General features: G+C 38.7%; 22 protein-coding genes and 2 pseudogenes. 12 read left to right on the top strand and 12 right to left on the bottom strand.

All coding sequences use genetic code 11. From position 1 onward, the window contains the following. Positions 1 to 40: 40 nt before the first annotated feature. The 9 genes and pseudogenes from H0173_RS20850 to H0173_RS20815 form a co-directional block, all read right to left on the bottom strand. On the bottom strand, positions 41 to 1009 hold the full coding sequence (locus H0173_RS20850) for an ABC transporter ATP-binding protein (RefSeq protein ID WP_221848709.1): 969 nt from the start codon (positions 1007 to 1009) through the stop codon (positions 41 to 43). Beyond that, complete coding sequence (locus H0173_RS20845; RefSeq protein ID WP_221848708.1) at positions 990 to 2042, bottom strand: ABC transporter ATP-binding protein; 1053 nt, start codon at positions 2040 to 2042, stop codon at positions 990 to 992. The genes H0173_RS20850 and H0173_RS20845 overlap by 20 nt, the downstream gene beginning before the upstream one ends. A 572-nt stretch (positions 2043 to 2614) precedes the next feature. Beyond that, a pseudogene (locus H0173_RS22580) lies at positions 2615 to 2761 on the bottom strand (YbbN family protein); the annotation flags it as partial. Further along, positions 2725 to 3337: pseudogene (locus H0173_RS20840) on the bottom strand (alanine:cation symporter family protein); the annotation flags it as partial. The pseudogenes H0173_RS20840 and H0173_RS22580, both read right to left, overlap by 37 nt. Positions 3338 to 3485: 148 nt before the next feature. Further along, the gene (locus H0173_RS20835) at positions 3486 to 4982 is read right to left on the bottom strand and encodes an aldehyde dehydrogenase family protein (RefSeq protein ID WP_221848707.1); all 1497 of its coding nucleotides are present in this window, start codon (positions 4980 to 4982) and stop codon (positions 3486 to 3488) included. 17 nt (positions 4983 to 4999) lie between these two features. Next, positions 5000 to 5893, bottom strand: coding sequence for a 4-hydroxy-tetrahydrodipicolinate synthase (gene dapA, locus H0173_RS20830; RefSeq protein ID WP_221848741.1), 894 nt, complete (start codon positions 5891 to 5893; stop codon positions 5000 to 5002). A gap of 41 nt (positions 5894 to 5934) precedes the next feature. Beyond that, positions 5935 to 6882 carry a proline racemase family protein gene (locus tag H0173_RS20825; RefSeq protein ID WP_221848706.1) on the bottom strand — a complete coding sequence of 316 codons (948 nt, stop codon included), beginning with the start codon at positions 6880 to 6882 and terminating at the stop codon, positions 5935 to 5937. Then, positions 6879 to 7919 (bottom strand): proline racemase family protein, encoded by a 1041-nt coding sequence (locus H0173_RS20820; RefSeq protein ID WP_221848705.1) that lies wholly within the window; start codon positions 7917 to 7919, stop codon positions 6879 to 6881. Before H0173_RS20820 ends, H0173_RS20825 begins: the two co-directional genes overlap by 4 nt. Continuing rightward, positions 7920 to 9101, bottom strand: a complete 1182-nt coding sequence (locus H0173_RS20815; protein ID WP_221848704.1) for an NAD(P)/FAD-dependent oxidoreductase — start codon at positions 9099 to 9101, stop codon at positions 7920 to 7922. Between the two features lie 213 nt (positions 9102 to 9314). Here H0173_RS20815 and H0173_RS20810 point away from each other — a divergent pair, with 213 nt between their 5' ends. From H0173_RS20810 to H0173_RS20770, 9 genes are all read left to right on the top strand, one after another. Then, a complete protein-coding gene (locus tag H0173_RS20810) occupies positions 9315 to 10967 on the top strand; it encodes a sigma-54 interaction domain-containing protein (RefSeq protein WP_396021290.1) in 1653 nt (550 codons plus the stop codon). A 71-nt stretch (positions 10968 to 11038) separates the two neighbouring features. Further along, complete coding sequence (locus H0173_RS20805) at positions 11039 to 11314, top strand: (2Fe-2S)-binding protein (protein ID WP_221848702.1); 276 nt, start codon at positions 11039 to 11041, stop codon at positions 11312 to 11314. Continuing rightward, on the top strand, positions 11307 to 11639 hold the full coding sequence (locus tag H0173_RS20800) for a (2Fe-2S)-binding protein (RefSeq protein WP_221848701.1): 333 nt from the start codon (positions 11307 to 11309) through the stop codon (positions 11637 to 11639). Before H0173_RS20805 ends, H0173_RS20800 begins: the two co-directional genes overlap by 8 nt. After that, on the top strand, positions 11636 to 12880 hold the full coding sequence (locus H0173_RS20795) for an NAD(P)/FAD-dependent oxidoreductase (RefSeq protein ID WP_221848700.1): 1245 nt from the start codon (positions 11636 to 11638) through the stop codon (positions 12878 to 12880). Before H0173_RS20800 ends, H0173_RS20795 begins: the two co-directional genes overlap by 4 nt. 480 nt (positions 12881 to 13360) lie before the next feature. Beyond that, positions 13361 to 14506, top strand: a complete 1146-nt coding sequence (locus tag H0173_RS20790; RefSeq protein ID WP_221848699.1) for a branched-chain amino acid ABC transporter substrate-binding protein — start codon at positions 13361 to 13363, stop codon at positions 14504 to 14506. 187 nt (positions 14507 to 14693) lie between these two features. Further along, positions 14694 to 15599, top strand: a complete 906-nt coding sequence (locus tag H0173_RS20785; RefSeq protein ID WP_221848698.1) for a branched-chain amino acid ABC transporter permease — start codon at positions 14694 to 14696, stop codon at positions 15597 to 15599. Beyond that, on the top strand, positions 15599 to 16579 hold the full coding sequence (locus H0173_RS20780; RefSeq protein WP_221848697.1) for a branched-chain amino acid ABC transporter permease: 981 nt from the start codon (positions 15599 to 15601) through the stop codon (positions 16577 to 16579). Before H0173_RS20785 ends, H0173_RS20780 begins: the two co-directional genes overlap by 1 nt. 40 nt (positions 16580 to 16619) lie before the next feature. Then, positions 16620 to 17390 (top strand): ABC transporter ATP-binding protein, encoded by a 771-nt coding sequence (locus tag H0173_RS20775; RefSeq protein WP_221848696.1) that lies wholly within the window; start codon positions 16620 to 16622, stop codon positions 17388 to 17390. Further along, entirely contained in the window at positions 17387 to 18103 is a 717-nt protein-coding gene (locus H0173_RS20770) for an ABC transporter ATP-binding protein (protein WP_221848695.1), read from the top strand. Before H0173_RS20775 ends, H0173_RS20770 begins: the two co-directional genes overlap by 4 nt. Before the next feature lie 65 nt (positions 18104 to 18168). Here H0173_RS20770 and H0173_RS20765 read toward each other — a convergent pair whose 3' ends face one another. Together H0173_RS20765 and H0173_RS20760 are read right to left on the bottom strand one after the other, a co-directional pair. After that, positions 18169 to 19275, bottom strand: a complete 1107-nt coding sequence (locus H0173_RS20765; RefSeq protein ID WP_221848694.1) for a M24 family metallopeptidase — start codon at positions 19273 to 19275, stop codon at positions 18169 to 18171. 74 nt (positions 19276 to 19349) lie between these two features. Beyond that, positions 19350 to 20429 (bottom strand): M24 family metallopeptidase, encoded by a 1080-nt coding sequence (locus H0173_RS20760; protein WP_221848693.1) that lies wholly within the window; start codon positions 20427 to 20429, stop codon positions 19350 to 19352. Between the two features lie 290 nt (positions 20430 to 20719). Between H0173_RS20760 and H0173_RS20755 the strand changes: the two genes are divergently transcribed. Both H0173_RS20755 and H0173_RS20750 read left to right on the top strand, forming a co-directional pair. Continuing rightward, entirely contained in the window at positions 20720 to 22414 is a 1695-nt protein-coding gene (locus H0173_RS20755; protein WP_221848692.1) for a peptide ABC transporter substrate-binding protein, read from the top strand. Positions 22415 to 22552: 138 nt separating this feature from the next. Further along, positions 22553 to 24589: a prolyl oligopeptidase family serine peptidase gene (locus H0173_RS20750; protein WP_221848691.1), complete on the top strand. Its 2037-nt coding sequence runs from the start codon at positions 22553 to 22555 to the stop codon at positions 24587 to 24589. Between the two features lie 64 nt (positions 24590 to 24653). Here H0173_RS20750 and H0173_RS20745 read toward each other — a convergent pair whose 3' ends face one another. After that, the gene (locus H0173_RS20745) at positions 24654 to 25955 is read right to left on the bottom strand and encodes an arsenic transporter (protein ID WP_260631294.1); all 1302 of its coding nucleotides are present in this window, start codon (positions 25953 to 25955) and stop codon (positions 24654 to 24656) included. Positions 25956 to 26120: 165 nt separating this feature from the next. Here H0173_RS20745 and H0173_RS20740 point away from each other — a divergent pair, with 165 nt between their 5' ends. Beyond that, positions 26121 to 26300 (top strand): NAD(P)-binding protein, encoded by a 180-nt coding sequence (locus H0173_RS20740; protein WP_221848690.1) that lies wholly within the window; start codon positions 26121 to 26123, stop codon positions 26298 to 26300. Positions 26301 to 26477: the final 177 nt, after the last annotated feature.

Below are 26477 nucleotides of genomic sequence, written 5' to 3'. Positions count from 1 at the left end.
TTTCCCCCTATTTATATTTTTTTATCATAAATGGGACTTATCACTCGTTGAATAAGTGACACGCCACAAAATGACCATTCATTTTTCGACCCTCCGGTCTAGTGGTTTTGCAAATGTCCATACACTCTGAACATCGTGTATGAAATGCGCAGCCCAAAGGAGGATTTGCCGGACTTGGCAGCTCTCCTTGAATTAATATTGTTTCTCGCTTAATATCAGGATCTGGAATCGGCACTGCAGATAGTAGCACTTTTGTATACGGGTGTTTAGGATTTTCGTATAACTCTTCACTGTCAGCCAACTCAATCAGCCTACCTAAATACATAACTCCAACACGATCGCTAATATGGCGGACAACACCTAAATCATGAGAAATAAATATGTATGTAAGCCCGAATTCCTTTTGGATATCCTTCATTAAATTCAAAACTTGAGCTTGAATGGAAACATCTAGTGCGGATACCGGCTCATCGGCAATGATCAGCTTCGGCTTTGTCATCAATGCTTTTGCGATCCCGATTCGCTGGCGCTGTCCACCGCTGAATTGATGCGGATACCTCCGAGCGTGATAGCTGCTTAATCCAACTATCTCAAGCATTTCATTTACCCGCTTTTTCCTTTCTTCTTTCGATCCAATTCCATGTACAATCAAAGGTTCCTCAAGAATCTTTTCCACCGTATGCCGCGGGTTTAAAGAAGCATACGGATCTTGAAATACCATTTGAATATCCCGGCGAGTTTTTCTTAACTCAATCTTAGACATGCTAGTAATCTCTTTATCTTCAAAAACAATTTTTCCGTCACTAGCCTCAATCAAGCGCATTAACAGACGTCCTGTCGTTGACTTTCCGCAACCGCTTTCACCAACAATGCCTAAAGTTTCTCCCTTTTTCACTTGGAAAGAGACATCATCAACTGCTTTCACCATACCTTTGACTTTTCCTAGAAAGCCGCCTGTTATCGGAAAGTATTTTTTAAGACCTGAAACATCAAGAAGTAACTCTGACATGCTCGTCGCTCCTTTCCTTTTCTGTATAAAGAAAGCAGCGAACTTTATTGCCTTCTTTCTCAGATTGAATTAATTCAGGCTCTGCCTCTAGACATTTTGCAAATACGTTAGAGCATCTTGCAGCAAATCGGCAACCTTGAATCGCACTTCCTGGGGTTGGTACATTTCCTGGTATGCTATATAACCTTTCTTTCTTCTCTCTTAAATCTGGGACCGACTTAAGGAGTCCTTTCGTGTACGGATGCTGAGGGTTTTTCAAAATTGTATGTACATCACCCTGCTCCACAATCTGACCTGAATACATCACAATAACCCTTTCACATATTTCTGCTACAACACCTAAATCATGGGTGATTAGGATAATCGATGTATTTGTTTTTTTATTTAAATCTTTCATTAGAGAAAGGATCTGTGCTTGGATCGTTACATCAAGTGCTGTTGTAGGCTCGTCTGCAATGAGAATTTTTGGGTTACATGCCATTGCCATTGCAATCATGACCCTCTGTCTCATACCTCCCGAAAGCTGATGAGGATACTCTTTGATTATTCCTTCAGCCCTTGGAATACCAACAAGTCGAAGCAGTTCAATACAGCGTACCTTCGCCTCTGCTTTTGAAAATTTTGTATGTAATAGGATTCCCTCCATTAATTGATTTCCAATTGTAAAGAGAGGATTTAATGATGTCATCGGTTCTTGGAATATCATAGAAATATGATTACCCCGAACTTTTCTCCAATCACTTTCGGATAATTTTGTTAAATCTCTTCCTTCGAACAGTATTTCACCATTCTCTATTTTTCCTGGTGGGCATGGAATGAGTCCCATTGTTGCGAGAGAGGTCACACTCTTTCCACTTCCAGATTCACCCACAACCCCAAGAATCTCTCCCTCTTTTAATGAAAAACTAATTCCATGAATAGCTGGGACAAACTTTTTCCCAGTGTAAAAAGAAACCTTTAAATCATTTATTTCGAGAATTGTTTGCTTATCCACTATGCCACCTACCTTAATACGATTTACCAAAAAATCCATTTTATAACTTTCCCAAAATAGTGAATTTATACATTATTATGACATATAATACAATTTTAATCTATAAAAATATTCTAAAATTACTAATTTTTTCGATATTTATTTAAACACTCCACGCTCAATGAAAGCGCTTACATTAATGTATATAAAGAGTTAGATATCAAATTTCATAATATTATTTATCCAATTAGCTCTTGCTTTTTAATGAAACATGAAGTTTAGAATAAAATAAATAATTGCTATTTCCATAAAATTCCCAACTCGTAAATACTTTTGATTAAATCGCGATAAAGCTAGATTTTGAAATATATTTTCAAAATCTAAATCCAAAAAGAAAATGGCATGAATTGGGATTCTAAAAAGAGCATTTATTTTCGAAAGATGAAGAACAGAGAAAGAAGAGTTGAGCCTTTGTATCCTCCGAATTAAGCAATACTTTAAAAAGTTGAAAAGGCACGCCAAACCCAAAAAAGGCTTCATCGGTTTACTGATGGACGATATTTACAAGTAATTAATGAAAAAGGTTATCCGCTAAGTCACAAAACTGACTTTTGGATAACCATAAGGATCTTTTATAAATTATTTAAAAAGTCTTTCATTTGCTCTGGTGTTTTAGCATTTGCACTATTTAAATGGGCGAACTTTTCACCATTTTTGAATACAAATACAGAGGCAATCCCCATTACTGTTTGCTTCTCTGAAATTTCCGTCCATTTATCCCAAGTTTTACTGGGTCAAATATTGGATCAAGACCTGCTTTTTTTTGAGCTTCATAATCTTTAAATACTTTTATAGCCGGCTTCGTTAATAGCAAAATAGCTACAGGGTTAAACCACGCCATACTTCCAAATCCTAAATCACCTAGAGCCCATAGTAATGAAGCTGATTGAACGCTCCCGAAGTAAACCATTTCTAAAAATACAATTTTTAAAACCCTTTTCACCCAGTTTAACTTTAGCTTTTCTATCAAGAAATACTAGGGTTGTTTCAGCGATATAATAGTAGGCCATCAATGTTGTAAAGGCAAAGAAGAAGATTGTGATAGAAACAAATAATGCTCCGAAACCTGGCAAGACACTTTCTACGGCTTGCTGCGTCCAGATCGGCCCCGCTTCGATGCTATTCATGTTATCAACGATTGGATCTTGACCTGCTGGAGTAACACTGTACATGCCGGTAACGAGAATCATAAGCGCAGTAGCTGTAAACACAACAATAGTATCGATGTAAACGGAAAAACCTTGAACTAATCCTTGCTTTGCAGGATGCGAAACTTCAGCTGATGCAGAACTATATATTCAGTAAAATACATTGATAAAAAAACGGGCAGCTTTTTCATAGAAGCTGCCCGTTCCTTTATCTACAATAAATTTAAGTAAGGAAGCTCTGACAGATGTAAAATTTAGATTTAGAAATGCTTCTTGCTACTCAAAAAAACTTGTATTAATTAATATGCTTAATATTTACGAAAACACTTTTCACTTCTGTATAATTTTGCAATCCGTACTCTCCGCCCATTTCACGGCCAATTCCTGATTGTTTGTAGCCGCCAAAAGGCATTGTTTCCCATTCAAGGCCAAAATCATTAACCCAGACTGTACCTGTTTTCAGCTTGCTGGCAATGTAGTGGCCTTTTTTGATATTTTCAGTCCAGACACTTGCCGCTAAGCCGTAATCACTGTCGTTTGCCCTCTTGATGACTTCTTCTATTGTGTCGAAAACGAATACGGACATAACTGGGCCGAAGATTTCTTCGCGAGCAATGACCATATGATCTTCTACATCAGCAAAAATCGTTGGCTGAACAAAATACCCTTTATCAAACGCTTTAACGCCACCTGCCACAAGGCGTGCTCCTTCTTTTTTCCCTTGCTCAATATAATTAAGAACCGTATGTTGCTGTTTCGCTGAAACGAGTGGCCCCATTTCTGTTTCTGGGTCCATGCCCGGCCCAAGCTTTACTGTCTTTGCTTTTTCCGCTAAAGCTTCTACAACACGCTCATATTGGCTTCGCTGCACAAATACACGTGTGCAAGCACTGCAGTTTTGCCCATGATTGTACATCGTTCCATTAAATGCACCTTCAATCGCTTCATCCAAATCTGCATCCTCTAAAATAATCGCTGGTGATTTACCGCCAAGCTCTAGCGTCACGCCCTTAATTTGTTCCGCTGCCTTTTTCATGACTTCTTTTCCGACAGCAGTTGAACCAGTGAATGCGACTTTATCGACGTCTTTATGAGTAATGATTGCTTCTCCTGCAATACGGCCAGAACCTGGAACAATGTTCACGACGCCGTCCGGAAAACCTGCTTCTTTAAATAGCTTTCCTGCGTATAGAAGAGATAGCGGCGTTTCACTTGCTGGCTTAATAACAACCGTACAGCCTACAGCCAGTGCTGCACCGAGCTTCCAAGCTGCCATCGCTAGCGGGAAGTTCCATGGAATAATTTGGCCAACAACCCCAACAGGCTCATGAACCGTATAAGTGACATAATCCTTTGAAATTGGTGTTGTCTTACCAAATAGCTTCGTCGCCCAGCCTGCATAGTATCTAAAATGGCGAACTGTTCCATCCACATCATCTGCAAGCGCCACTTCGTATGGCTTTCCGTTATCCAATGATTCTAGCTGTGCAAGCTCTTCTCGGTTCTCTTCTAATAGATCAGCAAATTTATAGATTAAATGGGAACGGTCAGCCGCATCCATCTTTGTCCATTCGCCTTCATCAAATGCCTTTCTGGCAGCAGCTACCGCAGCAGCAATATCGTCTTCCTGTGCTTCACTTACTTCTGCAATCACTTCTTCATTTGCTGGATTTACGACAGCAAACGTTTTACCGCTGAGCGCTGGAACATACTCACCATTAATATAAAGACCTTTCACGCCTTCTAGAAATTCCTGTACTTTCGGTTTCAATGTATAATTTGTCGTTTGCATGCTCTCTCTCCTCCACCTTAGTTTTTAATTGTTTCTAAACTTGCGAGAAGTTCTTTTAGCGTTTGCTCTTCTTCTGGTGATAAGCCTAGACGTGGAGTGCGTGCAGGTCCACCGGCTAATCCTTGTAAATCCATAGCTCTCTTTACGATTTGTACGTATTTACCTGATCCTTCCAGGAATGAGCATAGCGGCAGAATACGATCATTAATTTCCCATGCCTTTTCGATTTCACCATTTTGGAAATGGTTGAACATGTCTGTTACAAGCTTTGGCACAATGTTTCCAGCAACTGAAATCCAGCCGGTTGCACCGACAAAATAAGATTCCATTACAAGTTCCTCTGATCCGCAGAATACTTCAAAATCACCTTTTGCTTGTCTTGCAAGGTCTCTTGCTTTCCCAATTTCTCCACTTGATTCTTTAATGCGTGTAACATTTTCGCACTCTCTTCCGATTTGGAGCATTAATTCCGTGCTCATATTCACGCCAGAAGTAAATGGATTGTTATATAGCATGATTGGAAGATTAACAGCATTAGAAACTTCCTTAAAATGGTAGAAAACCTCATTTTCCTTCGGCTTCATGTAGTAAGGGTTAATAATTAATGCACAGTCAGCTCCGTGAGCTTCGGCTTGCTTTGTATATTCAATCGTTTCCTTCGTTGTCTCAGCAGCTGCTCCAACGATAACAGGAATACGACCGTTTACTTCTTTTAATACCGTTTCAACCATTTGGAATTTTTCTTCTTTTGATAGACTGACGAATTCTCCTGTACTTCCATTAATAACAAGACCGGCAACACCTTGGTTTAGGAAATAGTTTACGTTATTTTTTACACCGCCCCAGTCGATTTCCTGTGCTTGTGTCATCGGTGTAATTAATACTGGGAAAGCTCCTCTAATTGTCATGATCATGTTCCTCCATTATTTTAGATTTTTGTTTATAGCCTAAATTACTTTAATAAAAAACCTGCTGCCAACGGATCTGTCGGATCGAGTACATAGGTTTGCATGCCTGTAATAAATCCCCGGCTTGTAAAAGTGAACTTAGAGCGGCTTTCTGATTGCTCTGCTAGTTCAACAGTTATGAAGCTATTAAAAATACTCTCATTCTGAACAGGCTGTTTCATTGAAACTAAGCCGCCAGATAGTAAGCTTGCACAACATGCGGCGGCAGTTCCAAAGCCCGGAGATCGAACGATAAAATTATCTCTTCGAAATGTAACTGTTTTCATTTGTCCGTTACTCACGTCCGCATCATCCAGAAGCACCACTCTTTGAATTGCCTCATTTTGCTCCAAAGCGCCGTTTACTGTTTGTCCCCATTGCTGCACTTGAGAGAGATTATCCAAAACAAGCTCAAAGGGGACATCCGTTTTATTAAAAATCGCATATAGTTGATCTGCTTGGACAAGTGAATACTCCGTTTTGATCCCTGCCAATTTAACATTTGACTTAATAACCTGAACGTGTTTGCTATTCAGTTTGACAGAAACAACTTCATCCTCTTTCATAACAGCTTGAACTGAAATAACGCCGTTTACCGTTTCTAAATGATATTCATTTGATTCCTTAGGAGATAAATGGCCACATTCCAATAAAGCCGTAATAACTGCTACAGCTCCTCCGTACTGATATGGAACCGTTCCTTCATGGTTAAAAAATACGACGGCTGCATCTGCCTCACGGCTAAATGGAGGAACAACTAAACAGCCATTTAAACCAGCGAAACCGCGTGGTTCATTTAACAAAAGTCTAACCTCTTCTGCGTAGCTTTGAGTAAATTTCTCATCTAATTGCTGAAGGCTTTGATAATGGATGAAAGGAGCATCCTTTATAATCCGAAAAGCTTCACCAGCTACGTGAACGTCTGTTGCTGTATACGCCTTTTGAATCTTCATTTCACATCCTCCATTTCATGTTCCTCCATTGGAGGAATAAGAAGAAATCCTTCCTTGAGCGGATCATCTTCGTTATAAAAGAATTTATGCATGCCCATTAGCCAAGCTGAACCAGCAATTCTCGTTACGACAGCAGATACCCCATTGACATCTGTTGTTTCTAGAACACGACCTCTAAATAAAGAACCTACAATGCTTTCATGTACAAATTCTTCACCCATCCCAATTTCATTTTTTGAATAAAGCACAGCTAGTTTCGCTGATGTACCCGTACCACAAGGAGAACGGTCAATTCCTCCTGGAGGGACTATTACCGTATTTTTCACATGTGCCTCTGCATGAGTCGGTTCAGTGAAAAACTCAACATGGGTTAATCCCTTAATAAAAGGATGCTCGGGATGGATAATTTCTGTTTCCTCGTTAATCTTATTTCTAATTTTTATTGCCTTTTCAATAATCTTTGATGCATGTTCTGGAACTAACTCTAGGCCAACAGATTTAGCATCGATAATGGCGTAGAAGTTTCCACCATAGGCGATGTCGGCATCCACTCTCCCAATTCCGTCAACCTCAACGGATACACTTTTTAGCAAGAATGCTGGAATATTGCAGAAAGACACCTCTTTCGCTTTTCCGTTTTCTACCGTAATATCCACTTCTACTAGCCCAGCAGGTGTATCCAAGTTGATCGAAGTAATCGGTTCTTGAACAGGAATTAATCCTGATTCTACTAATGCTGTACAAACACCAATCGTGTCATGACCACACATTGGCAAATAGCCGCCTGTTTCAATATAGATGACGCCGATATCGGCATCAGGATGACAAGGGTCTGTTAGTAAAGCACCAGACATAACATCATGCCCTCTAGGCTCATTCATTAATAATTTTCGAATCCAGTCATACTCTCGCTTCATATGAAGCATTTTTTCCGACATTGTATTTCCCTTAAGTTCAGGGAGCCCGCTAATCAATGTCCTTGTTGGATTTCCACCTGTATGTGTATCAATCGTTGTAAAGACTCGATTGGCCTTCATCTAAGTCAACACCCTTTCTATAAAGTGGTTAAAACGGTTAAACTTTAGCGGTTCTATAGGAATGCAAGTTTCCTTTTTATTGATCATTTCTTCAATGACTTTCCCTGTAACAGCTGAAAGGCTAATTCCATCTCCTTCATGGCCGGCTGCTATATAATAATTTGGAATATGCTCTACCTCAGAAACGATTGGCAAGTGGTCTTCCGTCCAAGGACGAAGCCCAGCATAGGACCTGATGACCATCATATCCGCCATCTTCGGATAAAAGCGGATCGCACGATTGGCAATGCATTTAAGGATTTCATTGTTCACCTTTAAATTAAATCCGACGAACTCCCTACTGCTTCCAATCAGGAAGTTTTGGCTTTCTGTCGGTTCAAACACGAGTGCTACCCCATACTTTTCTGTTACGGGATCAACACGGCGCTGCCCGCCAAATTTGGAAATCAAATAACCGAATTCCATTACCTTTCTGGAGCCTACATGCTCTTGCCTTGATGCGACAATTATGTGACCCTTTCTTGGCTCAATCGGTATGGAGAGATCAAGCATTTCACCTAATCTAGGTGCCCAAATACCCGCTGCATTAACGACATGATTAGCTGTAAACACACCATTCGTTGTCTCAACTGTAAATGTCCCATCCGCTTCTTTTTTCATCGATTTCACTTCAGTTTGTTTATAAGCTTTCGCTCCAAACTTTTTAGCTGCATCTAAAAGAGCAAAAGCAAGAAGATATGGATTTACTGTAGAATCTGTCGCACACTCCAACCCGCCTAATAAATCATCTGCAAAATATTTGGAGTCTTGGCGGATATCTTGACGATCGAGCATCCGAAAAGGCAGCCCGGCTTCTTTTTGGCGATTAACCCATTTCTGTGCGGCCTCCATCTCTTCTTCTGACTCACAAACTAAAATGCTTCCTGGTGCACGATATTCAAATTTATGTTCTAAATCCCGGCTTAAATCATCTACTAATTTCTGGCTGACTAACGACATTTGACTATCAAACCCAGGATCCTTATCAATCGCGAGAATGTTTCCATCACACCGTGAAGACGTCCCGCTGACAAATTCACCTTTTTCCAATATCGTTACGTCTCTGCCTGATTTAGAAGTATAGTAGGCAATGGAACAGCCTATTATTCCGCCGCCGATGACTAATACATCACAATGTTTCACATCACCAATCTCCCTTCACTTGGCTGGCTTTCTTTTCCTTATTGCAAGTAGCGTGCCAAGAAGATGGTTTTATCAGAAACAATCATCCTTCTTTTAATCTTTTATTTTTTCCTCAAAACAATATTCAACCTACTAGGAATTTTAAAAAAATTTGATAAACTTATGTATAATAATTTTTACAGTGTTTATTTTCTTTTACACATAAGGAGGGGAATTATGTTTTCTTTGCCATCAATCAAAACATTAATCAAAAATAATTTAGTAAAATTATCGACAAAAGAGCACATAACAGAATTAAATGGAGATTATTTTATAGATACATATCCTTGCACCACAGTGTCCGTGAACAACTCATTAGAATCAATCCTTCACTCTAATAAACCAATATCCGCAGTTGTAATTATGGATGCAGACAGCCATCCTATTGGCTATATCGCTGCAGCAGAAATTATTCGTTTCCTTCATAACTCCTACAATCAGTTAAAAGCATTCTATGAAACTGTCATTCGAACAATGGATGCTTCCGTTACCGTTATTGACGCCGATGAACGGGTCCGCACATGGACGGAGGGTGCGGAAAGACTCTTTTCAGTCAAAGAAAGTGATATACTTGGACGCCCGATTACTGACTATTTTGAGCCTAAAGATCTGGAAATACTGCAATCGCTTTATAAAGGCAAAAGAATTTCAGGTCAGCACCATCAGCCTCGGTCTGATTTATTTGTTCTTATTAATTCAAATCCTGTTTATTTTAATGATGAGATTATTGGTGCAGTTGTTTCAGAGACTGATGTTACAAATCAAGTTGTACTAAATGAAAAACTATTTAATATGTCTACGGAAGTACACCGTTTAGAACAAGAGGTTGCCAAATATAAGCATTCTGTTGACCCCTTTAATTTAATTAAAGGAAAGAGTGCAGCATTACAAAGAACTGTACAAATTGCCAAAAAGGTATGCTCCGTTAAATCAACAGTGCTCATTTTAGGAGAAAGCGGTGTCGGCAAAGAAGTGTTTGCTAAAGCTATTCATGAAGCTAGTGAAGGCACCAACTCACCTTTTATCTCCATTAACTGTGGAGCGATTCCAGCCTCTCTCTTCGAAAGTGAATTTTTTGGATATGAACGGGGAGCGTTCTCTGGTGCTGATCAAAAAGGGAAGAAAGGAAAAATTGAATTAGCGAAAGGCGGCACCCTATTCCTTGATGAAATTGGGGAACTGCCCTTGGAAATGCAGGTGAAACTTCTTCGCGTACTTCAGGAACGAAGGTTTTATCGTGTTGGCGGTGAAAAAGAAATTGAAACTGATTTCAGAGTCATTGCGGCAACAAATCGAGATTTGAAGGACTTAATGAGTGAAGGGCAGTTCCGCGAAGATTTATACTACCGATTGAATGTTGTTAGTATCCATATTCCATCTTTAAGAGAAAGACGCGAGGACATCGTTGAGCTAACACATTACTTTTTAAATGATTTTTCCATGCTTTATGGAAGACCGATACATCAATTTTCACAAGAGGTTATGCAGGAAATGCTTCGATATGATTGGCCAGGAAATATCCGGGAGCTTCGAAATGTTGTAGAACGTCTTGTCGTCTTTGCAACAGACGGAGTAATCAGAAAGGAATACTTACCCTTTCACTCCCAAACAGCCTATAGCAGCCTTGATCAGTTGACTTCCCAATCGGGCTTGAATGAAGCAGAGCATACCATCCTGCCTCTGCAAGAGGAAATGGATCAGCATGAGAAAAGAGTGCTTGAAAAAGCGCTGCAAATCACGAATGGAAATAAATTGGAGTGTGCTAAGCAGCTTGGAGTCACAAGAGCCACTTTATATAATCGACTGAAGCGTTTAGGAATAAACTAAGTTCACTCCTCTATTTTTGGTACGGTTTTTGCATAGTATTTTAATAGTTAGAAAATAGAGGAGGTTTCCAAATGAACAACAATGAAGCCATTGTGATCTGCCGCTGCGAAGAAGTTACGTATGGAGAACTACGCTCCACGGCAGAACAGCATCAGTGCACAGCTAGGGAATTAAAATTACGAACGAGAGCAGGAATGGGTTTTTGCGGAGGACGCACATGCAGAATTCCTTTAGATAGAATTATTGAAGATGTCATTCCTCATATTTCTCAAAGTGATATCCCATTAAAATACCAGCCGCCGATTCGTCCGGTTACATTTGGAACAGTAGGTGAGAATAATGACTAGAATTATAAATCATCCTATTTTAGGCAAATTAGAAGATCGAGAAATTGTGCCTTTCACATTTGATGGAAAAGCCTATGAGGCATTTGAAAATGAGACAATTGCTGCTGCCCTTTTAGCAAATGGCATCCGTACATTACGGTTTCATGAGGATTGCGGAACTCCGCGGGGATATTACTGCAATATCGGCCATTGTATGGAATGCCGTGTAACGGTTAATAACCAAGCGAATATAAGAGCTTGTTTAACCGTTGTAGAAAATGATATGGTCGTTGAAAGTGGCAAGCATCTTCCTAATATTGTTAGAAAGATGGTGGAAGAGCAATGATCGATGTAATTGTAATTGGAGCAGGACCTGCTGGTTTAGCAGGGGCCATTGCCAGTGCCTCGGCCGGTCTAAATGTAATGGTGATTGATGAATTCATTAAGCCAGGCGGCAGATTAATCGGACAGCTGCATGAGGAACCTTCAGGGGAATGGTGGAACGGAATAAAGGAATCTGAGCGCCTTCATCTGGAAGCGAAAAAATTATCAGTAGATATACGCTGTGGAGCTTCGGTCTATAATTTAGAAAAAGATGATGACGGATGGAATGTTCATACGAGTATCGGCACTTTATCAGCTCCTTATGTTTTAATTGCAACCGGAGCCGCTGAATATCCAATCCCTCTTCCAGGCTGGACACTTCCTGGGGTAATGTCTATTGGCGCAGCTCAAGTAATGACAAATGTCCATCGTGTCCAAGTTGGGAAACAAGGAATTATTATTGGTGCAAATATTCTAGCCTTTGCGATTCTAAACGAATTACAGTTAGCTGGTATTCAAGTAGATAGAATCGTTTTGCCTGAAAAAAGCCCACTTAGTCAAAAAGCGGGAGAACCAGCTGAGGTCATGAAATCACTGCTAAATGCGGCCCATCTCGCCCCTTCTCCCCTTTTAAGGATTGGGAGCCGTTTTATGAAAAATGATTGGTTCCGCAAAATGGGGATGAAATTCTTCCCGAAAAATGGCGTAAAGATTAATGGAACCCCTCTCCTTCTTAGAAAAGCAGCATTAGAAATAATCGGCAAAGAACAGGTAGAAGGTGTACGAGTTACTGATACGAATGAGTATGGAGATATAATCCCTGGAACTGAGACGATTTACGAAGCAGATTTTGTTTGTATCGCAGGGGGATTATATCCTCTAGCAGAACTGGCTGCTGTTGCCGGCTGTCCATTCCAATACATTCCTGAGCTTGGCGGTCATGTTCCTCATCATTCGGAAACGATGGAAACTCCGCTTCAAGGGCTTTTTGTTGCCGGAAATATAACTGGGATTGAAAGCGGAAAAATCGCTATGGCTCAAGGAACAACAGCAGGCTTTTCGATTGCCAAACATGCAGGTAAAGGCGGTTCTGCAACAGAAGAACAGCTTCAGCTTGCTGTAGAAAATGTTCGTTTTGTACGCGAGCAGGCTGCCATTCAATTTAACCCTGAAATTGAGAACGGACGTAGAAAGTTGTATAAACTATGGAGCGATCTTTATAACAAAGACGTAAATGGCAGCATCCAAACAAAAATTGGCTAATACCAATTTTGGACCCGGGTTATTCCCGGGTCACCTAAAAAACATAGCAACCTCACTTAAAACAGCTTGTTCTCTATAACTTCAAAGATATATTTCACTTCTAAATAATAAAAAAGTATTCTTTTTTTGCTCTTCTTCCATAAATTATTTTATATACATAGCAATCTTTGTACTACAAAAGACTCAAAAAGTTGTGAAATATGCTAGCTCTTATTTTCAGAAAATTATATACTTTCCGAAATAATACTCGCACATTATTCCTCATTACTTCATCGTTACAGTTAGAAAGGGCTGGATTATACAGCACCGTTCAATTTCCGCAGCAACGATCAATAACTTTCCCTTTCTTCAACATTTTGAAAAACACTCTTAAAGGGGGTGAATGTTTCGGTTCAATCTTGTTAATCTAGCAAAGCAGTTTGAAGGCGATCTAGGCAGAATGAAGTGTATAAGAAAAAACAATTATTAGGGGTGTTCCAGTTGAAAAAGTATTCCATAATAGCAATCGGCCTGCTGCTAATCCTTTCTCTTTTCCTTAGCGCCTGTTCAAGTGAAGGCAGTTCTGGAGGTAGCAGCAGTTCAGAGGCAATTTTAGTCGGCGTCCTTTTACCAGTAACCGGTAATAATGCAACTGACGGAAAAGACATGCTAAATGCTATGCAAATGGCTGCAGAAAAAATAAATAACGATGGCGGAGTTCTTGGAAAAAAGTTAAAGCTAGAAGTTGCTGACGATGCATGTGATCCTCAAATGGCTACAACAGCTGCAAATAAGCTAGTATCAATGAAAGTAACCGCTGTTGTAGGAGGATACTGTTCTGGTTCAACACTTCCTGCTTCAGGTGTTTTCAATAATGCAAACATTCCAATGATCGTTGCGGCGGCTAATTCATCAGAACTGCCTGCTCAAGGATATAAAAGTCTATTTCTAATTAATGGACTTGTACCGGACCAAGCCCAGACTGGTGCTGATTATTTCAAGGATAAAGGTGCCCAAAACATTGTAATCATTCATGATAATTCAGCTTATGCCAAAAACTTAGCTGATTTTGCGAAGAAATCAGTTGAAGAAAACGGTGGAAAAATTATCGGTTTTGAAGCGATTAATCCTGAAGAAAAAGACTTCGGTTCACTTATGACTAAGCTTAAATCTCTCAATCCTGATGGTACTTATTTCACAGGATACTATGCTGCCGGCGGTCTCATGATGAAGCAATTTAAAGAGAAAGGCGTTTCCGGGTATTTTATGGTTGGTGACGGCAGCTATTCCCCAGATATTATCGATATTGCCGGTGCTAACAATGCGGAAGGCTTACTTGTAACAGCAACACCAACAGCGAATTTTATTCCTGGTGCAGACGAATTCGTTAAAGAATATAAAAGCAAATATAACGATCTATCTCCAGGACCATTCTCTGCTTTATCATACAATGGCATGAATTTATTAGCGGATGCATTAAAAAGAGCTAATTCTACAAAAAGCGAAGATTTAATGAAAGCGCTAAAAGAAACAAAAGGCTTCCAAGGAATTGGCCAAGTAATTGAATTTAATGACCAGAACTCTCTAAATCAATCAAACTTCCATGTTATGAAAGTAGTAAACGGTGATTTCACATTAGAAAAGTAATTTTTAGACGTTTACCCTTAGTTCTAATTTAGATGACATCTTACATTCCTCTTTTTTGCAATTAAAAGCTGTCTGTTAGCATGGGGGACGTACATACATTGAAGCTTGTATTCCCCCCTTTTTAGACAGCACCAAATCACTCCAACAATCCGCTAAATTATAAGCATAGAGGAGAGTCGAAACGAAAATGGATATTTTTCTGCAAATCATGATTGACGGTTTAGTTATAGGTGCTTTTTATAGTTTGGTCGCATTAGGATATACGATGGTTTATGGAATTATTAAGCTTCTAAACTTTGCTCATGGCGACCTCTATATGATGGGTGCCTTTATAGGATTTACCCTACTCTCCTTATTTACAGGTGATGGCGGGATGAACACGGGAATATTGGGAATTGGCATTGTCTTTATTGCAACCATGGTCATTGTAGGACTGCTTGGAATGGGTGTTGAGCGAATTGCTTATCGTCCTCTGCTGCTCGCACCAAGATTATCTATTTTAATTACTGCAATTGGTGTTTCATTATCACTTGAGTACACTTCTATGATTGGTTGGGGAGCTTCTTACAAAGTATACCCCTTTAAGCTTCCTAATGATGGACTTCAGCTATTAGGAACACAGATTACCTTTGCTCAGATTGGCATGATTGCTCTATCTGCTTTGTTAATGATTGGACTTCGTCTTTTTATTGATAAAACGATTTACGGAAAGGCCATGCGTGCAATTGCACTGGATCAAACTGCATGCAGCTTAATGGGAGTGAATGTCCACCGAATTATTGCTCTCACCTTCTTTATCGGTGCTTTTTTGGCTGCTGGAGCCGGAATCATGTCAGGCATTTATTATGGAACCATTAACTTTATGATGGGTTTTACTATTGGACTTAAAGCTTTTACAGCGGCTGTTCTAGGCGGCATTGGGAATATTACCGGAGCGATGCTTGGAGGGCTCGTGCTCGGGATTCTAGAGGCATTCGGCACTTTTTATCTTGGCGGATCATGGAAAGACGTACTAGCATTCGGAATTCTTATCCTGTTTCTAGTTTTTAGACCAACAGGGATACTTGGTGCCAAAGAAATGGAGAGGATGTAATGTTGAAAAAGTATAAGAAGCAATCACTTTTGCTGCTGATCATCGCCCTTTTCATTCTGCCATTTTTCCTGAATAGTTATTGGCTGGATGTATTAACATTGGTCCTATTTTATGTTGTTCTTACTCAAGGGCTAAATATTGTTGTTGGCTATACTGGATTACTTGATTTAGGCTACGCAGCGTTTTTTGCAGTTGGCGCATATACAACTGCGATTCTAATGACAACCTACCATTGGTCATTTTGGATGACGCTGCCGGTCGCGTTCGTTTGTGCCGTAATATCAGGAGTTATTGTTGGCACCCCCACTCTTCGATTACGAAGCGATTATTTAGCTATCGTTACACTCGGTTTCGGTGAAATTGTTAAAATACTTGCTACCAATCTAGAGATTACTGGTTCAGCATCCGGGATTTATGGAATTCCAAGGCCCGCCATTGGCATTTATATTTTATCTTCACAAAAGGATTTTTATTATTTAATTCTTGTTGTTGCCATTCTTTCAATTATTGCCGTGTACAGGCTCGGGCGTTCACGAATAGGACGTGCGTGGATTTATATTCGCGAAGATGAAGACGCAGCAGAGGCAATGGGGATTAATCGTATTCGTCTGAAATTACTTTCTTATGCTACCGGGGCTGTGATCGGCAGCTTTGCCGGCTCCATTTTCGCTGTCAAAATGAGTGCCATTGCACCATTAAGCTTTAGTTTTCTACAATCTGTCATGATCCTACTTGCAGTTGTATTAGGGGGATTAGGAAGTATTCCAGGTGTTGTCATTGGTGCCGTATTAGTAATTGTTCTTCCCGAGCTTCTTCGCGGAGCAGACGATTGGCGATATTTAATTTTCGGGGTTTCATTAGTCATTATGATGATTTTCCGCCCTCAAGGCATTTGGCCATCTAGAAATGGAACTGAGGATGGGGCGGATTGGGAAGAAAATGAAGAAACAAGTGACCCAAATCAATCCATATCAGTTTAATTTTCTATGAATACATTTACTTCTAAAGTGAGGGGATCAAATGTCTCTATTAACTGTGAAAGATTTAAGACTTCAATTTGGAGGATTACTAGCAGTAAATGACTTATCCTTTAATGTTGAAAAGAATACAATTTCAAGTATTATCGGGCCTAATGGTGCTGGGAAAACTTCTGTTTTTAATATGATTACAGGCTTTTATAAGCCGACAGGCGGAGAAATCCAGTTAGACGGGATTAGCTTAATAAATAAAAAGCCGAGCCAAATCACGAAATTAGGAATGGCAAGAACATTTCAAAACCTTCGTTTGTTTCCAAATTTATCTGTATTAGATAATGTGAAGTCTGGTATGCACTGCCGAACGAAGCAAGCCGTTTGGGGTGCCCTGTTCCAAACCAAAAGCCAAAAAGAAGAAGAAAGTTTAATAGAGCAAGTTGCCATGGATTGTATAGAGTTTGTCGGCATTACTAAATACATGAAAAGGTCAGCAAAAAATCTGCCATATGGGGCACAGCGCTATTTAGAAATTGCCCGTGCATTAGCAACAAAACCGAAACTTTTACTCCTGGATGAGCCGGCTGCAGGGCTCAATTTTGAAGAAAAGCAATATTTAATTGGGCTGATCCGAAGGGTACGGGATGAATTTAATATTACGGTATTAATGATTGAACATGATATGGCATTGATTAAACAAATCTCTGAGCATATCACGGTTATTGATTATGGCTGTAAAATTGCGGAAGGAACTCCAGAGGAAGTTTTGAAAAATGAAAGGGTAATTGAAGCATACCTTGGCAAGGAGGAAGTCGTTTGATGCCTCTATTAAAACTGACAGACGTAAATTCCTACTATGGGAAGATTCATGCTCTTAATAATATAAATTTGGAAATCAATGAAGGAGAAATTGTTGCCCTGCTAGGAAGTAACGGAGCTGGCAAAAGTACAACACTAAAAACTATTTCTGGACTTATTAAACCGAAATCTGGCCATATCGAATGGAATGGAGAAAGTATAGTTGGAACTCCGCCGCATAAGATTGTGGAGTCTGGTATCATCCATGTTCCAGAAGGCAGACGAATCTTTGGCGGTCTCACAGTTACAGAGAATTTAGAATTAGGGGCGTTTACATATAGAAAAGATAAAAAGTGGATAAAAGAAGGCATTGAACGTTCTTTTGATTTATTTCCTCGATTAAAGGAACGCGCAAAACAGCTTGCCGGAACATTAAGCGGAGGGGAACAGCAAATGGTTGCCATCAGCAGAGGCTTGATGGCGAATCCGAAACTCCTCATGCTAGATGAACCGTCTATGGGATTAGCCCCGATCATTGTTCAAGAAATCATGAAAATTATTCAGGAGATTAACAAACAAGGAACTACTATTCTATTAATTGAACAAAATGCAAAAGCAGCCCTTCGACTAGCAAACAGAGGATATTTAATTGAGATTGGCAATATTGTCATGCACGATACAGCAGAAGTTTTACGTGAGGATGATAAAATTATTAAAGCATATCTAGGTGCTTAAGTGAATTTTTAATAAGCTAAAAAACCAGCACAATTGATTGATGTGCTGGTCTTTACTTTACTATATTATCCAATTCGAATTAATTCGGTTGGAAACGAAGTAAGAAGCTTACCGCTTCCATTCGCTTCAATATACACATTCTCCTCTATGCGGACACCGCCATAGCCTGGAATATAAATGCCTGGTTCAATTGTAAAAAGAAGACCTGGTTCAACGATTAAATCATTGTTTTCATGGACTGATGGCTCTTCATGGACATCAATGCCCAAACCATGTCCTACGCGATTATTAAAATATTCTCCGTAGCCTGCTTCCTTGATGACATTACGGGCAACAATATCAATCTCACCAATTCGAATGCCAGCTTTACAAGCGTTTACTCCTGCTTCCGTAGACTTTTTAACAATTTCATAAATTTCTCTCTGTTTTAGCGTTTCTTCACCAATCACAAATGTTCTAGTAATATCAGAGCAATATCCATCCACAATAACACCCATATCAATTAATAAGAAGTCACCTTCATTAATAGTTTTCTGATCTGGACGGCCATGCGGCAATGAAGCTTTAGCTCCTGAAAGAATTATTGTTGAAAAAGAAGGACCCGCTGCACCGAATTTTCTCATTAGGAATTCTAATTCGGCTGTGAAGTCTTGCTCTGTCATACCGACTTTTACCTTCTTAATACCTTCACCCATGACTTTTTCAATAACATGAATAGCCTTTTGAATCTTTGCACACTCTTCTTGAGACTTTTTCATTCTTTGACCGGAAATAAAGTCTCCAATATTTTTGTAATTGAAATTAGAGAAAAATTGGTTTAGCTGTTCCTGTTGATATAGGGACATAACTTTTGTCTCTAAACCAATTGTTTTAATGCCTTCGCCAATTGTATCCTTTAATATTTGATAAGGATTTACTTCGTCTGAGATTGTTACAATTTCCTTAATAAAAGAATCCTCTTCCGCAATTTCCTTATCTAATGCTGGTACAAATAAATATTTTTTTTGCTTCTTAAGATCAATAATTAAGGCCATAAATCTTTCATGTGGATCAGAATTAAAGCCTGTATAATAGAATACATTTTTAGGGTCCTTAATGATCGCTAAATCAGTATTCTGATTCCCTAAAAAATTTATTAACTCACTTATTCTATTTTGATATTGCTGCTGCATTTGATGTCATCCCTTACATTTATTATTTATTTTATTATACTACAATAATTTATTTATTTTAAAAACGTATTACTTTATAAAATAATTAATTCTTTTGTAGATGGTGTTAATACTTCACGGCCATCTTTATTAATGAGAATAACGTCCTCTACCCTTGCACCACCTAAGCCTTTTAGATAGATTCCGGGCTCAACTGTTATCACCATGTTCTCCTCAAGTACTTTATCCTTCATAACTGAGAATAGCGGTGCCTCGTGCACTTCTAACCCAATCCCATGTCCTGTTCCAGTTCCGGATTGTTCATTAAACCCATGTTTAATAATATTTTCACGCATTAAATAGTCTACCTCTTTGTCTGTTAATCCAGGTCTTAAACATTCTACACAATTTTCAAATGATGCTAGGACGATTTCATGCAGCTGTTTTAATTCGGAAACAGGCTCTCCAACAGATACGACTCTTGAGATATCCGCCCAATAGCCTTGATAATTTGCTCCAAAATCAATGGTAATCATATCACCTTTTTCAATTATTTTATCGCTTGCCCTTCCATGAGGCAGGGAGGAGCGATATCCAGATGCGACGATAGGAGAAAAAGAAGTAGTCGTCCCGCCATGTTTTTTAATAAATGCCTCAAGCTCCGCTGCCACATCATTTTCTGTTATTCCAGCGCGAACATAATTTAAAATATGTAAATAGGCTTTATCGGTAATGTCTGCAGCAACCCTTAGCTTTTTAATTTCGTCCTCGGATTTAATCATTCGGAGCTTTTCAACTACATCGCTCGTTGGAATAAGCTGTGCTGATAGAAGAGGTTCATTTTTACTAAATAATCCATATGATAAATGCTCCTGTTCGAAACCAAGCTTCGTTATTTTCATTTCTTTGACCTGCACGACTACCTCTTCGAAGATTTTCCCCTTATGTCCAGTGTGTCCAGCATGTAAAACGATATCATAATTTTTTGCTTGATTTTGCGCCTGCTCAAAATAGCGATAATCGGTAATTAATTTAGCTTCGGTTTCCGAAATAAGAATAACACCGTTACTGCCTGTAAAGCCTGACATATATAATCTGTTCCATGGATGAACAATCATCATCCCGTCTACTCCTAATTCTTGAAACCTTTCTCGTAATTTTCTAATCTTATCCATGCTAGCTTCCCCCTTGCCATTATTAACTTCACACTTTATAATGCAATTTTTATGCCATTATTCTTTCCAGTCTTCTTTAGGAATGTTAGAGACTCTAAGTATCTATATTTTCATTATTTTTTACACTTTCAAAATATTTGTACAATTAATGTAAAAGTATTTTGACAACCTCTATATATTCTCCTTATTTTGTCCTTATCTAATATATCTTCCTTAATATTTTCCTAGTAAGTAAAGCTGGCACAATTCTTGCGATGTATAGTTTGAATATTCCGAAAAGGGGGATCTATATGAAAAACAGCAAATCAGCAATTGCTCTATTGCTCTCAATCTTCATTGTATTAGCTTTGTCAGGCTGCTATGGAAAAAGCAATGAAACTAGTCAAACATCTACTGAAACAGAAACCAAAGGTTCAAGTACCAATCAGTCAACTTCCTCCAACATTGAAAGCCAAGTTCTTAATCTGTATGCATCAAATGAAATCCCAACATTAAAAACGAACGGTATCATTGATGGACTTTCAGCAACAGTCATGATGAATATTATGGAAAGTTTATATCGGACAGATCCCGAACAAAATCTAACCCCAGGGATCGCTGAAAAGCATGAAGTTAGTGAAGATGGAAAAACATATACATTTCATTTACGCAAGGATGCAAAGTGGAGCAATGGAACTCCTGTAACTGCACATGATTTTATATTTGCTTGGCATCGGGCGCTCCATCCAGATACACTTTCGCCTCACTCCTATGAATTTGACAATATTGTCAATGCTGTTGAAATCCAAGATAAGAACAATGAACTTTATGGAAAAGTGGACGCATTAGGTGTCAAAGCTATTGATGATTACACACTTGAAGTACAGTTAAAGAATGCTATTCCATATTTCCTTGATACACTAACCAATATTGTCTTCTACCCTCAAAATGAGGAATTTGTTAAATCGCAGGGAGATAAGTATGCCTTAGAACCCGAAAACTTAATCTATAACGGTCCATTTAAACTAGACTCATGGAAGCATGAAGAAGGCTGGGTGCTCAAAAAAAATCCTGATTATTGGGATGCCGAAAACGTTAAGCTTGAAACGATTAATTTCAAAGTTGTAAAGGATGTATCAACTGGGGTAAATTTATACGATTCAGGATCAGTTGACGTCACAAATCTATCATCTGAATTTGTTGACCTATACCATGATCATCCCGATTTGCACTCGCTTTTAAAAAGAGAAATGTACTTCATCCGATTCAATCTTGAGAATCCTTATTTAAGCAATAATAACATTCGAAAGGCATTAGATATGGGCTGGAATAAGAAAGAAGCAGCTGAGCTTATTCTCAAAAACGGTTCCATTCCTGCTTACTATTTAATTCCTGAAAAGATGGTGATTTCAGCCAATGGACAAGATTTTAGAAGTAAGTATGGAAACTTCAACGCAGAAGGAATTGAAAAAGCAAAAGACTATTGGCAAAAAGGACTTGAGGAATTAGGCACTGACAAGATCGAACTGGAATTTTTAAGCTATGATGATGGCCAGCGTAAATCTGTTGCGGAATACATTAAAAATCAGCTGGAGAAAAACTTGCCAGGACTTACTATTAAAATCAATCAGCAGCCTAACAAACAAAAGCTGGCACTAGAAGGAAAACAGGACTATGATATGACCCATTCCGGCTGGCGCAGTGATATTGCTGATCCTACCGATTTCATGTCTATTCATCTATCTGACGGACCATATAACTGGCAAAGCTATAAGAGCGAAGATTATGATCGATTAGTGAAAAAAGCTCAGGTAGACTTTTCTAATCTTGACGAACGATTTGCGAATCTTCAGGATGCGGAGAAAATCTTAATAGAAGAAGACACCGTTATTTCACCAATGTATCAAGCAAGCGATGCCTATTTGGTAAAGCCATATGTAAAAGGATTAGTGGCCAACCCCAATTCCACCTATAGTTATAAATGGACGTATATTGAAGGGAAATAATCACTCAAAAAAGAGGGCATACAGCTTTGGGCTGTATGCCTTAAAAAGTTTTAATAGGGGCTAATTTATCAAAATTGAAAATGGCATATAAATTGCATTATATGTTTATATATTTCTATTAAAAAGGGGGCCACTCACATGGGGAATACAAAATTTGTGATAGAAGAAAACTTTCACGGGACTCTAGTTAAGGATCCATACCGTTGGCTAGAGAATTCAAATCTGGAGGAAACAAAGGATTGGGACTCTCAGCAAATGGGGGCGACTGAGAAATACATACATGCTATTCCTGAGAGAGGCATGATCAATAGAAGACTGAAGGAGCTTTGGGATTATCCAAAGTACTATGTTCCGAAAAAAGCAGGGGATTTCTATTACTATTTAAAGAATAACGGATCAAATAATCAGCCTAATCTTTACCGGGCGAAAAGTCTAAATGAAAATGATGGGTCAGAAGAGATAATTATAGATGTAAACTCCTTAAGTAATGATGGGACCGTTGCGATTACAAATCTTACCTTTCATTCAAATGGCAAATTGCTTGCTTATGCCCTTTCTGAAAAAGGCAGTGATTGGCAAGAGTTTCAGATATTAAACTTAGAAACGTTGGAACATTTCCCTGAAAAGATTTTATGGTGTAAATTTTCAAGCATAGCTTGGGAGAAGGATGGAAAGGGTTTCTTCTATAACCGGTATCCAGAAGCAAAAAATGAATTAAATGATGAAAACCATTTTAATAAAGTATATTGGCACACTTTAAATACTGACCAGCAACTGGATGAAATTATTTTTGAATATCCAGAGGATCAGCAATTGGTCTGTTACCCTACTATTACAAATGACGATTCCTATCTCATTCTTCATGCTGGCAGAGGGACAGAACATTTGAGCAGATATCTTTATAAAGATTTAACAACACCAAATAGCGAGTTCAAGTGGTTGCTGAGTGAAGGGGATGCTCTCTATTCATTCATAGGGAAGAAAGAAGATCAATTATTCTTTTTTACAGATAAGGACGCCCCAAATGGTCAAATAATCAGTTTGTCTGTAACAAATATTGGAGAGTGGACAAGTATAATACCTGAATCAGAGGAGTCCATTTCTTCGATAAAAATAATTGGAGGTCACCTGGCAGTTTCTTATATTCGTCATGCCTCTTACGTTTTGAAGCTTTTCACCATGGAAGGAAACTTTGTAAAAGAAATACCGCTTCCAGAGCTTGGAAGCTTAATAGAGTTTAATGGAAAAGAAGAGGGGAATGAACTTTACTTTAGTTTCACTTCCTATCTATCACCAACGTCTGTGTACAGATACAGCTTCGATACGGAACAAACAGAGACTATATTTAAGCCTTCTCATCAGTTCAATCAATCTGATTACACAACAGAGCAAGTATTCTATCATTCAAAAGATGGCACTAAAATTCCAATGTTCCTCACTTATAAAAAAGGAATAGAACGTAATGGGAAAAATCCTGTTCTTCTCTATGGATATGGCGGGTATCATATATCCTTAACGCCCTCCTTCTCAGCTTCAAATTTATTATGGCTAGAAAACGGAGGCATCTATGCCGTTGCGAATATCCGCGGCGGAGGGGAGTACGGCCTTGACTGGCATAGAGCTGGAATGAAGGAAAAGAAGCAAAATGTATTTGATGATTTTATAGCTGCTGCTGAGTTTCTAATTACAGAGGGATACACAGACTCCAGCAAATTGGCCATAATGGGTGGAAGTAATGGAGGCTTGCTCGTCGCCGCTTGTATGATTCAGCGACCGGAGCTATTTGGCGCAATTATATGTAACGTACCTGTTTTAGATATGCTTCGATTCCAAAAATTCACTGTTGGAAGGTTCTGGGTAACTGAGTTTGGCGATGCTGAGGCTTCCCAAGAGGAGTTCGACGTCCTATATGCCTATTCTCCATTGCATAATGTTAAAGATGGAGTTCAGTATCCGCCAATTTTAATAACCACCGCCGACTCAGATGACCGGGTTGTGCCGGCTCATGCAAGGAAATTCACTGCTGCTCTGCAAGACGCAAACCCTGAATCTATCAATCCAATATTCCTAAGGATTGAAAAAGGGGCAGGTCATGGATTAGGAAAACCGATTGAAAAAATTATTGGTGAGCATACAGATATTTTTGCTTTCCTCTTTAAACACTTGAACGTTTAGAAAAAAAACCGGAGCGCATTCCTTCTGCGCTCCGGTTTTTCTAGCTTATTTGTTTTCAATCACACTAATGATTAATAAATTTTAACCACACATATAATCCGATAAGTGTGATCAATAATGTTGGAATCGTTAAAACGATCCCAGTTTTAAAATAGGTTCCCCATGATATTTTTACACCTTTTAAGGAGAGCACATGGAGCCATAATAGAGTTGCCAGTGAGCCGATCGGTGTAATTTTCGGGCCTAAGTCTGATCCTATAACATTGGCGTAAATAAGTGCTTCTTTAACTACATCAGTTGTATTCGTTTCTGCGATGGCTAGTGCATCAATCATAACAGTGGGCAAGTTATTCATAGCTGATGATAGTAGCGCTGCAATAAATCCCATACTGATCGTTGCCACAAACAATCCCTTATCCGCAGCGAATTGGATGACATCAGCTAGAACATTCGTTAATCCAACATTTCTTAAACCATATACGACCACATACATGCCAATGGAGAAAAACACAATCGCCCACGGAGCGCCTTTAATAACCGTTTTTATATTAACAGCTTTACTTTTTCTTGCCATTAATAGAAAGACTATTGCGGTAATACCGGCAATGAAAGAAACAGGTATCCTGATAAATTCACTGGCGAAATAGCCAGTAAGAAGAATAGCCAGCACATACCAAGACATCAGAAAAAGCTTCCGGTCCCGTATTGCTTCTACCGGCTTTTTTAAATTTGATACAGCGAAGTTTTTCGGGATGCTTTTTCGAAAAAATAAATATAAAACGAAAATACTTGCACCAAGGGAAAATAGGTTTGGAATGATCATTCTTGAAGCAAACTCATTAAACCCAATGTTAAAAAAGTCAGCAGAAAGAATATTCACTAGATTACTAACAACTAGAGGCAATGAGGTTGTGTCTGCTATAAAACCGCTTGCCATTATAAAAGGAAAAACCATTTTCTCGTTGAAATTCAAGTTTCTAACCATCGCTAGTACTATAGGTGTTAATATCAGTGCGGTCCCATCATTTGTGAAAAATGCAGAAACAAACGCACCTAAAATCATGACATACACGAACATATTTACACCATTTCCATTTGATGCTCTTGCCATATGTAAAGCAGACCACTCAAAAAAACCAATTTCATCTAAAATAAGTGAAATGATGATAATAGCAATTAATGTTAATGTTGCATTCCACACAATTGATGTAACATCTATGAAATCCTTAAAATCTACGACCCCGGCAATGAGCGCCAACAGAGCTCCCCCGCTTGCAGTCCAGCCAATCCCTAATCCTTTCGGCTGCCAAATCACTAAAGTTAATGTAGCTATGAAAATGATACTTGCGATCAAAATAGAAACCATCCGGAACCTCCAACTACCTTCTTTTACATTGCTCAATAATTATTATGTACACTGTTATCTTATCAAAAAATTAAATTATCACCATGAACTAATTGACAATTTTTCCAACAGTTTATATATTATATATGAGTATATACTCATATATTGATAAAGAGGGCGTTTAGCATGATTTATGATGTAATAATTATTGGTGCCGGTCAAGCTGGCTTATCTATTGGCTACTATCTAAAGAAATCAAAACTAAACTTTATGATTATAGATAATCAACACCGTGTTGGTGACGTTTGGCGGCACAGAAGAGGCTCGGCTCTATTATTAGGAGTAAGCGATGACGCTATATATTAATATGAAAGCATCATAAAAAAATGAAGCTTTGTCAATGACTAGAGATAAATACTGTAAAAATCACACGAAAACGCAGCCTTGAGTTGCGTTTTATCTTTTAGAATCAGTAAATAATAGATATAATCTATATATTATTCAATATTTACTCTAGTACTTAAATTACTTTTTTATATAGGA

Origin of the sequence: Bacillus sp. S/N-304-OC-R1, from assembly GCF_019749375.1 — a bacterium.
Lineage (GTDB): Bacteria > Bacillota > Bacilli > Bacillales > Cytobacillaceae > Cytobacillus.
The sequence above is the reverse complement of the archived record's forward strand: the minus strand, read 5'-3'. Positions and strand labels throughout refer to the sequence as shown.

Excerpts from the sequence above, each read along its gene's own strand:
- H0173_RS20780 (WP_221848697.1), top strand. The coding sequence starts at position 15,599 with ATGTTGAAAAAGTATAAGAAGCAATCACTTTTGCTGCTGATCATCGCC.
- H0173_RS20820 (WP_221848705.1), bottom strand. The coding sequence starts at position 7,919 with ATGAAGGCCAATCGAGTCTTTACAACGATTGATACACATACAGGTGGA.
- H0173_RS20750 (WP_221848691.1), top strand. The coding sequence starts at position 22,553 with ATGGGGAATACAAAATTTGTGATAGAAGAAAACTTTCACGGGACTCTA.
- H0173_RS20765 (WP_221848694.1), bottom strand. The coding sequence starts at position 19,275 with ATGCAGCAGCAATATCAAAATAGAATAAGTGAGTTAATAAATTTTTTA.
- H0173_RS20850 (WP_221848709.1), bottom strand. The coding sequence starts at position 1,009 with ATGTCAGAGTTACTTCTTGATGTTTCAGGTCTTAAAAAATACTTTCCG.
- H0173_RS20825 (WP_221848706.1), bottom strand. The coding sequence starts at position 6,882 with ATGAAGATTCAAAAGGCGTATACAGCAACAGACGTTCACGTAGCTGGT.
- H0173_RS20785 (WP_221848698.1), top strand. The coding sequence starts at position 14,694 with ATGGATATTTTTCTGCAAATCATGATTGACGGTTTAGTTATAGGTGCT.
- H0173_RS20805 (WP_221848702.1), top strand. The coding sequence starts at position 11,039 with ATGAACAACAATGAAGCCATTGTGATCTGCCGCTGCGAAGAAGTTACG.
- H0173_RS20835 (WP_221848707.1), bottom strand. The coding sequence starts at position 4,982 with ATGCAAACGACAAATTATACATTGAAACCGAAAGTACAGGAATTTCTA.
- H0173_RS20845 (WP_221848708.1), bottom strand. The coding sequence starts at position 2,042 with ATGGATTTTTTGGTAAATCGTATTAAGGTAGGTGGCATAGTGGATAAG.
- H0173_RS20775 (WP_221848696.1), top strand. The coding sequence starts at position 16,620 with ATGTCTCTATTAACTGTGAAAGATTTAAGACTTCAATTTGGAGGATTA.
- H0173_RS20795 (WP_221848700.1), top strand. The coding sequence starts at position 11,636 with ATGATCGATGTAATTGTAATTGGAGCAGGACCTGCTGGTTTAGCAGGG.
- H0173_RS20740 (WP_221848690.1), top strand. The coding sequence starts at position 26,121 with ATGATTTATGATGTAATAATTATTGGTGCCGGTCAAGCTGGCTTATCT.
- H0173_RS20800 (WP_221848701.1), top strand. The coding sequence starts at position 11,307 with ATGACTAGAATTATAAATCATCCTATTTTAGGCAAATTAGAAGATCGA.
- H0173_RS20745 (WP_260631294.1), bottom strand. The coding sequence starts at position 25,955 with ATGGTTTCTATTTTGATCGCAAGTATCATTTTCATAGCTACATTAACT.
- H0173_RS20755 (WP_221848692.1), top strand. The coding sequence starts at position 20,720 with ATGAAAAACAGCAAATCAGCAATTGCTCTATTGCTCTCAATCTTCATT.
- H0173_RS20760 (WP_221848693.1), bottom strand. The coding sequence starts at position 20,429 with ATGGATAAGATTAGAAAATTACGAGAAAGGTTTCAAGAATTAGGAGTA.